This is a genomic window from Spongorhabdus nitratireducens (assembly GCA_947387575.1).
In the GTDB taxonomy this organism is placed as follows: Bacteria; Pseudomonadota; Gammaproteobacteria; order Pseudomonadales; family Endozoicomonadaceae; genus CANDOC01.
Map to the genome: position 1 here is coordinate 28,845 of CANDOC010000010.1, position 14,189 is coordinate 43,033.

The window sequence follows — 14,189 nt, forward strand, 5'->3', positions numbered from 1 at the left end:
AGATACATCCCTTACCTATGCAATCCATTCTTGATGCTAACTGTCTTTTAAATAACCAAAGCTTATTCCTTCAAAACCCGGAACCGAATGTGCGTTTGTAATTAAAAATTACTTTTAATTAGCACTGAGTCTATGACTTATACCCTGTCATTAACGCCTGGTTGCGCCGGGTTGCAGTGTTTTAAAAGCCTTTGGCTATGAAAACATATTTCCAAAATGGCAAATCAGAATTAAAAAGCACAAACTCCGCACTTAAACCAATCTGCCGTATGAATAGATGTTAGAGAATCAAAAAAAGGAGAGGGATAACTTTTTAGAATATATATTTAGTGCTTTAAAAAAATACTGAAGAAGCCCAACAATTACTCATCGTGGCCTTCACTCTGTCTCATCGCCTGACGAATATGCTGATAGCTGAATCCACGCTGCTGCAGGTATTTCATCTGCTTCAGTTCTGCCAGCTTGTCTGTTTTGCCCGATGATTTGCCAAAGCGCTTATCAAGCATACGCATGGCCTGTTCAATCCACAGTTCATCATCTGCTACCAGATAATCATTCACCAGAGCTTCATCAACTTCCCGCAGTTTCAGTTCTTGCCGAATCCGCATCGGGCCATACCCCTTGTTCAGCCACTGGCGTACAAAACTCTCGGCAAAACGTTCATCGCTCTGCAGTTTTTCGGCTACCAGTCGGTCCAGCGTCTGCTCTACCAGCTCGAAAGGATATTTCCGTACCAGTCTTACCCGCAGTTCTGCCCGTGAATATTCCCTTCTGGCCAGCAGATTCATGGCAGACAGACGAACTTTCGGCGCGAGCTGTTCGTCACTGTTATCCAAGTCCCGTACATTGATATCCATATACCCTCCTGCACCGGTTACCATAAATAATTCGACGCCGTGTCACGTATATGTGTCACGACGCCGCTTTAGACAGATCAGGCTTGATTATGGGTCAGAATATCAGACCAGCTCACCTTCCGGTGCTTCTGAGGCCTTGGTTTCTTCCCCTTTCTCTGCAGACTGCTGTAGCAGCTCGGCTCGAATCTGACCTTCGATCTCTTCAGCAATTTTTGAGTTATCGGTCAGATACTGTGCCGCATTGGCCTTGCCCTGTCCAATCTTGGAACCCTTATAGGAGTACCAGGCACCCGCCTTCTCAACCAGCTTGAGCTTGACGCCAAGATCGATGACTTCACCCATCCGGTAAATACCCTGACCATACAGAATCTGGAATTCAGCCTGGCGGAAAGGTGGCGATACCTTGTTCTTAACAACCTTGACCCGGGTTTCGTTACCAATCACTTCGTCACCCTGCTTCACCGCACCGGTACGACGAATATCCAAACGGACAGAAGAGTAGAATTTCAGGGCATTACCACCGGTAGTAGTTTCCGGGTTACCGAACATCACACCGATCTTCATTCGAATCTGGTTGATGAAGATAACCAGGCAGTTAGCCTGCTTGATGGAACCGGTAATCTTGCGCAGTGCCTGAGACATCAGACGAGCCTGCAGACCAACGTGAGAATCCCCCATGTCACCTTCGATTTCAGCCTTGGGTACCAGCGCCGCAACCGAGTCAACAACAATCACATCAACAGCGCCGGAGCGCACCAGCATATCCGTGATTTCCAGTGCCTGTTCACCGGTATCCGGCTGGGAAACATACAGGTCGTCGACCTGAACCCCCAGCTTGCCGGCATAATCCGGGTCCAGGGCGTGCTCAGCGTCAACAAAGGCACAGGTGCAACCCTGCTTCTGGGCTTCAGCAATAGCACTCAGGGTCAGAGTGGTTTTACCGGAAGATTCAGGCCCGAAGATCTCGACAATACGGCCTTTCGGCAGACCACCAATGCCCAGAGCAATATCCAGCTGCAGTGAGCCGGTCGAAATGGCAGGAATCGCCTCACGCTTCTGATCTCCCATACGCATCACTGCGCCTTTGCCAAACTGACGTTCAATCTGGCCCAGCGCTGCGGACAGGGCTTTTTTTCTGTTATCGCTCATTTGATCTCCTAGCCTGAAGTCTGACGTTGCAATCTAAAGTAACCGAATGCAGTCTAAAGTTGCCGAAACTGTTGTACAGTATAGTACTGTATAAAAACACAGTGCAAGTTCAAAAAATGCTATTCAGAGCCGTTCCCTGACCCCGGTCAGAGCCTCGGCCACAGCTGCCAGCCTGACTGCCTGCCGGTCACCATCAAAACAAAAGCGTTTCGCTACGGCCGACTGACCTTGAACACCCCATGCAATCCATACAGTACCCACAGGCAAATCATCTGATCCACCATCTGGACCGGCAAGACCGGTTACAGCAATAGATGTACCAACACCCGAATTACGCAGCGCGCCTTCAGCCATCTGCAAGGCGACTTCACGACTGACCGCCCCATACTGTTCAAGTACAGCGGCATCAACACCCAGCATCCGCTCTTTAGTTGCATTGGTATAGGTGACATATGCCCCCCAGAACCACTCGGAACTGCCGGGAACAGCAGTCATAGCCTGAGCAATCCAGCCACCGGTACAGGACTCTGCAGTCACCAGCTGACAACCATGCTGCCGGAGTAAAGCACCGACTTCTGCGGCAAGGGTTTCCACCTGTTGCTGTGTTGCCACTTTAGAACCTCAAAGGTCAAAGGAATTACTGTAAATCGTTTATCTGTCGGGTGGAAGGAAACGACCGACAAAGATGGGGCAACTGTACCCATTATCCGCAAGCACAGCCTGCTGATCATTTTTTCACCTGCAAGCCTTTCGCCAGCCCATTTCCTATCTACCCTGAAAGCTTTTGTTGTACTCAGAGTAGAGATATGAAAACGCTTTCTGATTACAGGCTATTGTGCTCATCTGTCGTCATTTGCTGCGGTATCGCATGCTGGAGTGTCCAGGCCAATGAATCCCCAACCCATGAAACACAGCTTGTGCGAATCGAGACTGACAGCCTGGGAGAGGTCGAGGTTCCGGCCAACGCACTTTATGGAGCCCAGACCCAGCGCGCTATCAATAACTTCCCCGTCAGTGGTCAGCCACTGCCCTTTGTCTTTATTCAGGCCATTGCCGAAATAAAGAAAGCTGCTGCCGATACCAACCGTTCACTGCAACTGCTCCCGAATGATAAGGCTGATGCCATTGTAACAGCAGCAGATGAATTAATTGCCGGAAAACATCAGGACGCTTTCCCGATCGATGTCTACCAGACCGGCTCCGGAACCAGCACAAATATGAATGTGAACGAAGTCATAAGTAACCTGATAAAACGCAGTGGAGGGCCGGAGATTTCACCCAATGATCACGTTAACCTGGGCCAAAGTAGTAATGATGTTGTGCCATCTGCCATTCACCTTTCAACGGCGTTGTTAGTCCACCAGCGACTGTTGCCTGCTCTGGATCATTTGACTGAGATCTTGACCAAACGGAAAACAGAGCTGGACAAGGTCGTGAAAACCGGCCGCACCCATATGATGGATGCCATGCCAGTGACATTTGGTCAGGAAATCAGTGGCTGGCTTGCTCTCGTACAGCAAGACCGGCAACGACTGGAGCAGGTACAGGAGCGACTATATCAGCTGACGCTCGGCGGAACAGCAGTGGGAACCGGCGTAAACACCCACCCGGAATATGCCAGGCGCGTGTGTGAAAACCTCGAACGTAACACCCGCCTACCCTTCAAACCTGTAAACAACTTCTTTGCCGCGCAAAGTGTGCCAGCAACGTCACTCGAGCTGTCTTCTGTTTTAAGAAGTGTGGCCGTCAGCCTGACCAAGATTGCCAATGACCTGAGACTGATGAACAGTGGCCCGCTGGCAGGCTTCGGTGAAATTGAACTGCCGGTATTACAGCCGGGCTCCAGTATTATGCCGGGCAAGGTAAACCCGGTGATATCCGAATCTGTAACCATGGCTTCAGCCCAGATTATCGGACTTGATACCGCAATCGCGATCGCAGCCCAGTCCGGCAATTTTGAACTCAATGTCATGCTGCCGCTGATTGCCAACAATCTGATTACCAGTATTACGCTGGCAACCGGAGCCAGTACCGTTCTGGCAGATAAGGCGCTGGCCGGATTCAGGGTACGGCTGGATATTATTGAGGAAGCCCTGCATCGCAACCCTGTGCTGGTAACAGCACTGAATCCTGTTATTGGTTACCTCAAAGCTGCAGAGATAGCCAAGCAAGCTTACCGGGAGCAACGACCGGTCATTGATGTTGCAAGGGAAAAAACCGGTATGAGTGAGAAAGAACTGAAAGCCTTGCTTGAGCCTCTGCACCTTACAGAAGGCGGAATTCAGAAGTAAGTTAAACGACCTCCGGCCCGGCCGGAGGTTTATCCGACAATTCCCCAATATCTTCTTTGAAAGCACCAGATCGTGCTGTATGATTCTGCGCCCTCAAGGATAAGAATCACTATCATTTGCGATCGTATTAATGAAAACTGCGCCTTCAAAAAAAATACTGGGTTTAATGACACTCGGATTACTGGCCGGATGCCAAGATAACGGCAGCGACTCAACCCCCGCGCCACCTTTATCCTCCTTCCAGATCAGTGGCTCGGTTAGCAGCTCAAGGAATGTGAATGGCGAAACTCTGAAGGCGGTTCAGCCTGCCTCGGGTATTTCCGTTTCAACCACTGTTGCAGATGATGGTTCCTTCAAGCTCACGGTTCCAAAAGGTGCCGTTCGCGACCTGCCGCTGGAATTGACGGTCGAAGTTGACGATTCAGTCTATAAGCTGGTTACCGACAGTGCTGCCATGTTGCAGCAGAAAGCCAGTCAGCAGCAAGCTTCTGTTCAAAGCGCTCAGGCACAGCAGGCTGATACACCTGCGCAAACCGCTACACTGCCAGTCATGGATGTGATGACAACAGCACGGTTTGCCCTGACCGATACCGACCATAACGGCAGCCTGACCCGGGATGAAATCAACAAGGGTAACGAGAAAAGCACTGACGGCGACTTTGAAGCCAGAGCAGAAGAACTCGCAGTCGCCATGCTGGTAACAGAATCCAACAGCTCAACCCTGTTCTACGCTGACAGCTATAAAATGATGACAGCGCTTCAGAGTGAAGAAGAGACAAAAACCTCATTCTTTGCCCTTAACAGTGAAGCTGTCATCACCGCTCAAAAGAAGCTCCATCCTGAACAGGAGCTGATGCCAAACCCGGAAGTCACATCGTTTCTGCGTCTGGGCAATAATGCCTGGCCGGTGCAGAAGCAGGCAGCCAGTTTTACCCAAATGCCCTGGGCCTGTGTTGACGACATTCGCAGAGTATCTTCCAGAAGCTACGGTATTCGCCTGTGGCAAATGACCGACAATGTTCAGCTGCAAACCACCGATGCCATCGACACCACAATCCAGGCTACCAATGACGCCAAACTGTGCCAGCAATCACAATGGAGACTGCCGACACGCACCGAATTTGAAAAGCTGTTTAAAGATGGTGCTGTCCGCTACCCCAAAACATTCCCGTTCCTGAGCGCAGACGCCGGATACTGGGTCACCAACGACTCAGGTGTTGCCGAGGTCATCAGTATCAAGGGCACACCTGAGCAGGATAATGGCCGAATCATGCTGCACTTCTTTGAGCCGGTATCCATGTGGAGCAATCTGCCTGCAGTGGAAACTCCGGTTGATTTGAAAGCCCTGCGTGAAAGCTACTCCAAGCCGCCTGCACAATGGCCCGCCCCGACGGTAACAGAAGGTGCCGAATGGACTGAACTTGGCCTGCGTCCGGCGGTTCCTTTCCCGGAAGACAATCCCTATTCCCCTGAAAAAGTGGCGCTGGGTAAAAAGCTGTTCTTTGATACCCGTCTTTCCAAAGACGACACCGTTTCCTGTGCTTCCTGCCATGATCCGAAAAAAGGCTGGGCCGATGGTATTCGACTGGCGGTCGGTATCAAGGGCCAGACCGGTAGCCGTAATACACCGACCATTCTGAATACCGCCTACTATGACACCCTGTTCCTGGATGGCCGGGTCGGTTCTCTGGAAGAACAGTCACTGCACCCGATCAGTAATCCGATCGAAATGGGCCTGCCTCACAACGAACTGCTGGATAAACTGGTCGCTGTCAAAGAGTATGGTCCGCTATTCAATTCCGCCTTTGGTGATGAAAACGTCACTCTGGAGCGTATTGCACAAGCCATCGCAACATTTGAACGCACCATTATCAGTCAGGAAAATGATTTTGACCGTTTCCTGAAAGGCGATAGCAACGCCCTGACCGACCAGCAGCTGCATGGCCTGCACCTGTTCCGTACCAAGGCCAAGTGCATGAACTGCCACAGCGGTCCGATGATGACCAATAACAAGTTTGAGAATATAGGCCTGACCTATTACGGTCGAAGCCTGGAAGATCGTGGCCGGTTCAAGGTTACCTTCAACCCCGCTGATATGGGCAAATTCCGGGTACCGATACTGCGCGATATCAAGGCAACGGATCCGGGCACACACCTCGGACTGTTCAATGTGGCCAATATCTCCCGCTCCGGTCGTGTTACCGGTATGCTGGCCATGTACAACAACGGTATGACCCGAAACCGCAACGGCAGTTTTCCCCAGTACAAATACAAGTACGAGAAACAGTTCCCGCAAGTCTCCAATCTGATTGAACGACTTGAGATGACTAACGAGGAGTTGCTGGCTCTGAATGCCTTTATGTCAGCAGTGACTGCCGAGATTCGTCAGGATAGTGCTACGCCGGAAGAAATGGGGATTTAATGACCATGCAGGATATCAGGTAGAGCTTCTTGCTGCCCGATATCCATAAATTCGTCTCCGTTCGCTCAACAGCTTCCTTCTGGGTAACTTAAACTCCAACTCAAACAGGTCTCTTCAGCTTTGATGAGACCTGTTTATCCCAAAACACCATCTCTGACTCAGATGCTCACCCGGAGCATTTTCAAACACTTCAAATTTTTGCGTCATGCAGCCCAAAGGCTCATGGTAATATGTCACATATTGCAAAACCGCTGGGGCATAACGACTATCCTGTGCAGGTAAACATCCATTATCAATGGATAGCACATGGATCGGTCTGCATGTTGCCCCGCATATCCCCCAGGAATTCACGAAAAGTCATAAGCCATTGAAAACAGTAGAAAAAGATAAGCCTGTTCGCCATACGCCCATGATGCAGCAATACTTGCGTATCAAACAGGAACACCGGGATCAGCTGGTGTTCTACCGCATGGGTGATTTTTACGAACTGTTTTACGACGACGCTCGTAAAGCATCACAGATTCTGGATATCACCCTGACCGCCCGCGGCCATTCCGGTGGTGAGCCGATTCCCATGGCCGGTATCCCGTTTCATTCGGCGGAAGGTTATCTGGCACGACTGGTGAAACAGGGCGAGTCGGTTGCAATCTGTGAACAGGTTGGCGATCCGGCTACCAGCAAGGGGCCGGTTGAACGCAAGGTGGTGCGGGTTATCACTCCAGGTACTGTCAGTGATGAAGCACTGCTGGAAGAACGGCAGGATAACTGGCTGACAGCGGTGTTTGCCCAACAGCAGCTTTTCGGCCTGGCATCTCTGGATATTACCAGCGGCCGTTTTCAGGTGCTGGAAGTGTCAGGTGAAGAAGCGCTGGCGGGAGAACTGGAGCGATTATCTCCGGCAGAACTGCTGGTATGTGAAGATCAGCAACTGCCGGAATGGATTTTCCGCCGGAGTGGTATTCGCAAGCGTCCGCCCTGGGACTTTGATATGGAAAGCGGGGTGACCGCTTTATGCCGTCAGTTTGGCACCCGTGATCTTTCCGGTTTTGGTGTAGAAGCACTTGATGCAGCGTTGCAGGCTGCAGGCAGCCTGTTGCTCTATGCCCGTGAAACCCAGCGTACTGCCCTGCCCCATATCCAGGGACTGAGTGTCGAGCGCCGGGAAGACAGTGTTATTCTCGATGCTGCGACTCGCAGTAATCTGGAGCTGGATATTAATCTGGCCGGCGGCCGTGACAATACCCTGCTGTCGGTTATGGATCGCACCGCAACAGCCATGGGCAGTCGTTTGCTGTCTCGCTGGCTGCACCGCCCGCTGCGGAATAAAACGACACTGACAGATCGCCAGACTGCTATCAGTCACCTGTTGGAAAACTATCAGTTTGAAGCCGTTCATGAACATCTGCGCGGTATCGGTGATATCGAACGGATTCTGGCCCGGATTGCATTACGCTCTGCCCGCCCGCGCGATCTGGCCCGACTGCGGGATGCGCTGACTATCCTGCCGGAGCTGCAGACCACCATGACCCAGCTGTTTGCACCACGGCTGAATCAACTGGCTGAAGAAATCAGCATCTATCCGGAACTGACCGAGCTACTCACCCGTGCGGTGATTGAAAACCCGCCGGTCGTGATTCGTGATGGTGGCGTGATTGCTGAAGGTTACGATCCCGAACTGGATGAACTGCGCAATATCAGTGAGAACGCCGGCGGCTATCTGCTGGAACTGGAAACCCGGGAGCGGGAACGTACCGGTCTCTCTACCCTCAAGGTGGGTTATAACCGGGTACACGGTTACTACATTGAACTGAGCCGGCGTGAATCCGGTGATGCACCGGTTGACTATATCCGTCGCCAGACTCTGAAAAATGCCGAGCGGTTTATTACCCCGGAACTGAAAACCTTTGAAGACAAGGCACTCAGTAGTAAAAGCCGGGCACTGGCCAGAGAAAAAGCTCTCTACGAAGCGCTACTCGACAAACTGGCAGAGCATATTGCCGAACTGCAAACCAGCGCCGCTGCAATTGCCGAACTGGATGTGCTGGTAAACCTGGCCGAACGTGCCGACAAGCTCAATCTGTGTTGCCCGGAACTGACAACCACACCCGGTATCCAGATTGATGAAGGTCGTCACCCGGTCGTGGAGCAGGTACTGAATGAACCGTTTGTCGCCAATGGCCTGAATCTGAACAACAAACGACGCATGCTGATCATTACCGGCCCCAACATGGGCGGTAAATCGACCTATATGCGTCAGACTGCACTGATTGTGCTGCTGGCCCATATTGGCAGTTTTGTTCCAGCCAGTCATGCCAAGATCGGTTTGATTGATCGCATCTTTACCCGGATTGGTTCATCTGATGATCTGGCCGGGGGCCGCTCGACCTTTATGGTGGAGATGACTGAAACGGCCAACATTCTCAACAATGCCACCCGTAACAGTCTGATACTAATGGATGAAATTGGGCGGGGTACCAGTACCTTTGACGGTCTGTCTCTGGCCTGGGCCTGTGCCGAGCATCTGGCAGAAACGGTGGGTGCATTTACTCTGTTTGCAACCCATTACTTTGAACTGACCCAGTTACCCGGCATCAACAGTTCAGTCAGCAATGTGCATTTGAATGCCACCGAACATGGCGACAGCATTGTCTTTTTGCATGCTGTTCAGGAAGGTCCTGCCAGCCAGAGTTATGGTCTGCAGGTGGCACAGCTGGCCGGCGTTCCCCGTGCAGTCATTACCCAGGCTCGCAGCAAACTGCATGAGCTGGAAAACAAGGATCAACCCGTGAAAGCAACGGCACCTGTAGCTCAGGCTTCGCCAATGCAGAACGATCTGTTTGCTGTTTCTGAACCCAGTCCGGTACTGGAAATTCTGGACGAAGTGGCACCTGATGATATGACGCCGCGGGAAGCACTGGCGCTGGTTTATCAGCTGAAGCAGCTGGCAGGCAACTGATCTGTTCGTTTTCAGCTGAAGTATTTACTGATAGACTGCCCGCTGATTCAGTCGAGTTGGTATATATGTTCCGCTTTTATTGCCTTATAACATTGATTTATAAGGACAAGCGGTCGATAACAACCCGACAGCAATAGCCGGGCAGTCCTTCGCGTCATTTTGTGGCCGAACGGGGCATCGCCCACTAACATCAGGTCGGTCTGATTAATATGCTGGTAGTGTGAACTGCCATACCCCCGAGTTAATCAGACCCGATAAAACCTGAACGACCTTAAGAACGGAGTAAACCAGCCATGGCGTTTGTTGTCGGTGAAAACTGCATCAAGTGCAAATACACAGACTGCGTGGAAGTGTGTCCTGTTGACTGCTTCTATGAAGGGCCGAACTTCCTGGTTATTCACCCGGATGAGTGTATTGATTGCGCACTGTGCGAGCCAGAATGCCCGGCGGCTGCCATTTTCTCCGAGGATGAAGTGCCGGAAGATCAGCAGGAATTTATCGAGCTGAATACCGACTTGGCTGAAGTTTGGCCGAACATCACCGAGAAGAAAGATGCACTGGCAGATGCTGAAGAATGGGATGGTGTGAAGGGTAAACTGGAACACCTCGAACGATAAAAAACCTTTATCGTCAGCATAAAAAACCGCTCATCAGAGCGGTTTTTTGTTTTTAGGCTTTTGTTCTAGAAAGAGCGGTTATTTAAACAGCGATTCGCCACTTAAACCCTGCTTTTCCAGAATGCTGCGCAAGCGCTTGAGAGCTTCAACCTGAATCTGTCTTACCCGTTCACGGGTCAGACCAATTTCCCGGCCCACTTCTTCCAGCGTGCTGGTTTCATAGCCACGCAAACCAAAGCGACGAGCCACTACTTCGCGCTGCTTCTCTGACAGTTCACCCAGCCAGCGATCGAGGCTTTCATTCAGGTCGGTATCCTGCAGCAACTCTGCCGGATCAGCACCGTTATCATCAGAAATAGTATCCAAGATGGACTTGTCGGAATCCGGACCCAGCGGTGTATCGACAGATGTTACCCGCTCATTCAGACCCAGCATCCGCTTGACGTCATCAACCGGCTTGTCCAGCAGCTCGGCAATTTCTTCCGGCGTCGGATCATGATCCAGCTTCTGGGTCAGCTCGCGAGCAGCCCGAAGATAAACATTCAGTTCCTTGACCACATGAATCGGCAGGCGAATGGTTCGGGTCTGGTTCATGATGGCCCGTTCAATGGTCTGCCGAATCCACCAGGTTGCATAGGTGGAGAAACGGAAGCCTCGCTCGGGATCGAATTTTTCCACCGCCCGAATCAGACCAAGGTTTCCTTCCTCGATCAGATCCAGCAGTGACAGTCCGCGATTGACATAGCGGCGGGAAATTTTTACCACCAGTCGCAGATTAGACTCAATCATACGACGGCGACCAGCTTCCACACCCTTGCGCGCAAGACGTGCATAATGCACTTCTTCTTCCGGCGTCAGCAACGGCGAAAAACCGATTTCATTGAGATAAAGCTGGGTAGCATCTACAGACTTGTAGAAAGAAGCATCATCCTCACGCCGCCTGCGTCCGGCGGCAGGATCTGCTGCGGCTGGCGATTCCGTTGCGGCTGCGGCGGCTGCCGGCTGCGCGGTATCACCATTGGCATCATTACCTTCTTCTATCAACCCTGATCCCTGGGTTTCCTGATCTTCAGCACAACTGCTTAGCTCTGCCGCTTCCCTTTTTGGTGTCATAAGAGTCAGTCCTGTCCGAAAAGTCCCACTCGCAGCCGGTTTACCTGATGGATAACACCGACAACCACCAAGTCCTTCTTTTCTAGATTGCCTAACTGCACTGAAACTTAACGTGAAGGCAAGTATGCCAAGGGATTAACAGGCTTGCCATTGCGTCTGATTTCAAAGTGCAACTTAGGCTCATTCGTCCCTGTAGAACCTATTTCGGCTATCTTCTGGCCTGCTTTAACTACCTCCCCCTCACGCACCAGCAACTTGTGGTTGTGAGCATAGGCACTCAGATAGCTCGCATTATGTTTTATGATTATGAGGTTTCCGTATCCGGTAAGACCACTGCCAGCATAAACCACTTGCCCACGTGAAGACGCCTTTACCGGATCGCCGTGTTTTCCCTGAATATCAATTCCCTTGTTAACTTTCCCTTTGGTGGAAAAACGGCCTTTGACTGCTCCCTGCGCCGGCCAACCCCAGACCGGCTTTGCACTTTCCTTGTATGTAGAACTTTGTTTTCGGACTGTGCCAGCCGCTCCTGCAGCTGTATGTTTCTTACTCCCCTCCTTTTTTACCACAGCTTTTTTCGGTGTGGAACCCCTTGAGTGGGACTTGTACCTATTGTTTGTAACATGCTGTACCGGTTTCTTTAGAGTAAGTTTCTGACCGGGGTAAATGGTATAAGAGCCATCGATGTTATTAGCTTTCGCTAATTCCCTGAAGTCACGACCATACAACCAGGCGATAGAAAACAGGGTTTCCCCGGGGCTGACAACGTGTGCACCCCAGGTAACTTCCGGCGGCAGTGTCCGGTCATAAACAGGAACGGATTGCGGACCTGAAGAACATCCTGCCAGCATCAGGCAAAGTGCCATGGCTGCCAGTCTTCTGGTTGTCATCATTGTTCCCGCTCCCCCGGACATAACACCTCTCAATTATTTTCCTTTCCACGTCCTTGCTACAGGCTTTCAAAAGCACTGTTATTAGAGCCTGTTCATAATCTTGTCGTGGGCTGCAAATGCCGATAAAAAACTCAGGTGCTCCGTTTTTCCTCGTTACATAGCACCACTATGCGCCTCAAAAAATCGAAGCACCTGAGTTTTTTCTCAACATTTTCTCTATCCACGAAAGATCATGAACAGGCTCTTACTACTTTATTCCGCACCAAACTTTCGGGCAATATAATCAATCAGCAGTACCATCGCACAGGCACCGATCATCATCGCGACAGATTGAGACAGCATGGAAGGCTCGCCTGTCAGGCGCTCAAAATCCCAAGGCAGAAGATTGTTTTGAATCAGCGGTTTGACCTTGCCGCTTTCAGTCACCACCACTTCGACATTCTGTTTCCATGGCCAGATCTTGTTAAGCGAACCAAACATCAGCCCAATTAAAAACGCCGTCATCACATCATGGAAATGATGCAACAACCAGCTGATCAAACGGGAGAACAGCAACAAGCCAATACCACAGCCCACGGCAAAATAAGACAGTGTTGCAATATCAACTGAACGCACCGCATCGATAACAACTGCATAGAGCCCCATAATCAGCAACATGAAACTGCCGGAAATACCCGGCAATACCATGGCGCAGATTGCTATGGCTCCCCCCATAAACAGGAACAGTGGCGTACCTGGCAGATTGGACGGACTCAGTTCGGTTACCATCACCCCGAAAGCAGTTCCCAGAATCAGCCAGAAAAACAGTGCCGGTTTCCAGGCTTCCACCCGCCGTTTCATCAAAAACGCAGAAACCAGAATCAAACCAAAGAAAAATGACCATAACAGCAGCGGATATGTTTCCAGCAAATGACTGATACCTTTTGCCATGGAAAATACACTCAACAAAATGCCGCCAAACAGGGTCACCAGAAAAGTACCGTTAATCGCTTCCCAGAACCGAGCAAAACCTTCCCGCTTCAGCACCAGCAGCTTTTCCGGACTAAGACTCTTGAGGGAGTCGATCAACTCGTCATAGATGCCAGTAATAAAGGCAACTGTTCCCCCGGAGACACCGGGAACTACATCCGCAGCACCCATGGCCATTCCCTTGAGCAACAGCAGGGGGCCCTTATTCTTTACTTTTGTCATAGTGGTCCGTTCAATTTCCTATACCCTGAAGCATCGGCACAAAGCGCACCGGATCCAGCACTTGTCGCTGTGGCCGCCCCTGTTCATCCTTGGTAATCAGCAATAACACCTGACTGTCATCATCCCCCACCGGAATTACCATTCGGCCACCACACCTGAGCTGATCAAACAGAGTCTGCGGTACGGAAGGCGGAGCAGCGGTAACCAGTATGGCATCAAACGGGGCCTGAGCCCCCCAGCCTTCAAAGCCATCGCCATGACGCAGAAATACGTTATTCAGCCGCAGTTGCCGAAACCGCTCCCGTGCCCGCTCCTGCAGGGGTTTGATCCGTTCAATGGAGTACACCTTCTGTACCATGCCGGACAGCACTGCAGTCTGATAACCGCAGCCGGTACCGACTTCCAGCACAGAATTGACCTGCTTGCCGGCCAGCAGCACTTCGGTCATTCTGGCAACAATATAGGGCTGGGAAATCGTCTGACCCAGACCAATCGGCAGAGCTGTATCCTCATAGGCACGATGGGACAGTGCCTCATCAACAAACAGGTGTCGGGGCACCGTAAAAATGGCATCCAGAACCCGGGGGTCCTTTATTCCCTCGGCTTCAAGCCGACGGATCAACCTTTCCCGGGTGCGCTGGGAGGTCATACCGATACCAACAATTCTTGGATCAGGAGTCTTAGCATAGGACTGTATCAT

General features: G+C 51.2%; 11 protein-coding genes. 4 read left to right on the forward strand and 7 right to left on the reverse strand.

Going from position 1 to position 14,189, the window contains the following annotated elements:
* Positions 1 to 362: 362 nt before the first annotated feature.
* The 3 genes from ACYZZ0_RS17580 to ACYZZ0_RS17590 all read right to left on the reverse strand — a co-directional run bounded on the left by ACYZZ0_RS17580 (position 363) and on the right by ACYZZ0_RS17590 (position 2,618).
* The gene (locus ACYZZ0_RS17580) at positions 363 to 857 is read right to left on the reverse strand and encodes a regulatory protein RecX (protein ID WP_461537954.1); all 495 of its coding nucleotides are present in this window, start codon (positions 855 to 857) and stop codon (positions 363 to 365) included.
* A gap of 102 nt (positions 858 to 959) precedes the next feature.
* On the reverse strand, positions 960 to 2,006 hold the full coding sequence (gene recA, locus ACYZZ0_RS17585; RefSeq protein ID WP_461537955.1) for a recombinase RecA: 1,047 nt from the start codon (positions 2,004 to 2,006) through the stop codon (positions 960 to 962).
* Between the two features lie 123 nt (positions 2,007 to 2,129).
* Positions 2,130 to 2,618, reverse strand: coding sequence for a CinA family protein (locus tag ACYZZ0_RS17590; protein ID WP_461537956.1), 489 nt, complete (start codon positions 2,616 to 2,618; stop codon positions 2,130 to 2,132).
* 194 nt (positions 2,619 to 2,812) lie between these two features.
* Here ACYZZ0_RS17590 and ACYZZ0_RS17595 point away from each other — a divergent pair, with 194 nt between their 5' ends.
* From ACYZZ0_RS17595 to fdxA, 4 genes are all read left to right on the forward strand, one after another.
* Positions 2,813 to 4,297, forward strand: coding sequence for a class II fumarate hydratase (locus tag ACYZZ0_RS17595; RefSeq protein ID WP_461537957.1), 1,485 nt, complete (start codon positions 2,813 to 2,815; stop codon positions 4,295 to 4,297).
* Positions 4,298 to 4,463: 166 nt separating this feature from the next.
* Positions 4,464 to 6,719, forward strand: a complete 2,256-nt coding sequence (locus ACYZZ0_RS17600; protein ID WP_461537958.1) for a cytochrome-c peroxidase — start codon at positions 4,464 to 4,466, stop codon at positions 6,717 to 6,719.
* 409 nt (positions 6,720 to 7,128) lie between these two features.
* Entirely contained in the window at positions 7,129 to 9,675 is a 2,547-nt protein-coding gene (gene mutS / locus ACYZZ0_RS17605) for a DNA mismatch repair protein MutS (protein ID WP_461538110.1), read from the forward strand.
* Positions 9,676 to 9,968: 293 nt separating this feature from the next.
* Positions 9,969 to 10,292 carry a ferredoxin FdxA gene (gene fdxA / locus ACYZZ0_RS17610; protein WP_461537959.1) on the forward strand — a complete coding sequence of 108 codons (324 nt, stop codon included), beginning with the start codon at positions 9,969 to 9,971 and terminating at the stop codon, positions 10,290 to 10,292.
* Between the two features lie 78 nt (positions 10,293 to 10,370).
* Here the strand turns inward: fdxA and rpoS are convergent, their stop codons facing one another.
* The 4 genes from rpoS to ACYZZ0_RS17630 all read right to left on the reverse strand — a co-directional run bounded on the left by rpoS (position 10,371) and on the right by ACYZZ0_RS17630 (position 14,189).
* Entirely contained in the window at positions 10,371 to 11,405 is a 1,035-nt protein-coding gene (gene rpoS, locus ACYZZ0_RS17615; protein ID WP_461537960.1) for an RNA polymerase sigma factor RpoS, read from the reverse strand.
* A gap of 107 nt (positions 11,406 to 11,512) precedes the next feature.
* The gene (locus ACYZZ0_RS17620; protein ID WP_461537961.1) at positions 11,513 to 12,298 is read right to left on the reverse strand and encodes a peptidoglycan DD-metalloendopeptidase family protein; all 786 of its coding nucleotides are present in this window, start codon (positions 12,296 to 12,298) and stop codon (positions 11,513 to 11,515) included.
* Positions 12,299 to 12,550: 252 nt separating this feature from the next.
* Positions 12,551 to 13,489, reverse strand: coding sequence for a DUF368 domain-containing protein (locus ACYZZ0_RS17625; protein WP_461537962.1), 939 nt, complete (start codon positions 13,487 to 13,489; stop codon positions 12,551 to 12,553).
* Positions 13,490 to 13,499: 10 nt separating this feature from the next.
* Positions 13,500 to 14,189, reverse strand: a complete 690-nt coding sequence (locus ACYZZ0_RS17630; protein ID WP_461537963.1) for a protein-L-isoaspartate(D-aspartate) O-methyltransferase — start codon at positions 14,187 to 14,189, stop codon at positions 13,500 to 13,502.

Coding starts and splice junctions, on each gene's coding strand:
- ACYZZ0_RS17580 (WP_461537954.1), bottom strand. CDS start 857: ATGGATATCAATGTACGGGACTTGGATAACAGTGACGAACAGCTCGCG.
- recA (WP_461537955.1), bottom strand. CDS start 2,006: ATGAGCGATAACAGAAAAAAAGCCCTGTCCGCAGCGCTGGGCCAGATT.
- ACYZZ0_RS17595 (WP_461537957.1), top strand. CDS start 2,813: ATGAAAACGCTTTCTGATTACAGGCTATTGTGCTCATCTGTCGTCATT.
- ACYZZ0_RS17600 (WP_461537958.1), top strand. CDS start 4,464: ATGACACTCGGATTACTGGCCGGATGCCAAGATAACGGCAGCGACTCA.
- mutS (WP_461538110.1), top strand. CDS start 7,129: ATGATGCAGCAATACTTGCGTATCAAACAGGAACACCGGGATCAGCTG.
- fdxA (WP_461537959.1), top strand. CDS start 9,969: ATGGCGTTTGTTGTCGGTGAAAACTGCATCAAGTGCAAATACACAGAC.
- rpoS (WP_461537960.1), bottom strand. CDS start 11,405: ATGACACCAAAAAGGGAAGCGGCAGAGCTAAGCAGTTGTGCTGAAGAT.
- ACYZZ0_RS17620 (WP_461537961.1), bottom strand. CDS start 12,298: ATGATGACAACCAGAAGACTGGCAGCCATGGCACTTTGCCTGATGCTG.
- ACYZZ0_RS17625 (WP_461537962.1), bottom strand. CDS start 13,489: ATGACAAAAGTAAAGAATAAGGGCCCCCTGCTGTTGCTCAAGGGAATG.
- ACYZZ0_RS17630 (WP_461537963.1), bottom strand. CDS start 14,189: ATGATACAGTCCTATGCTAAGACTCCTGATCCAAGAATTGTTGGTATC.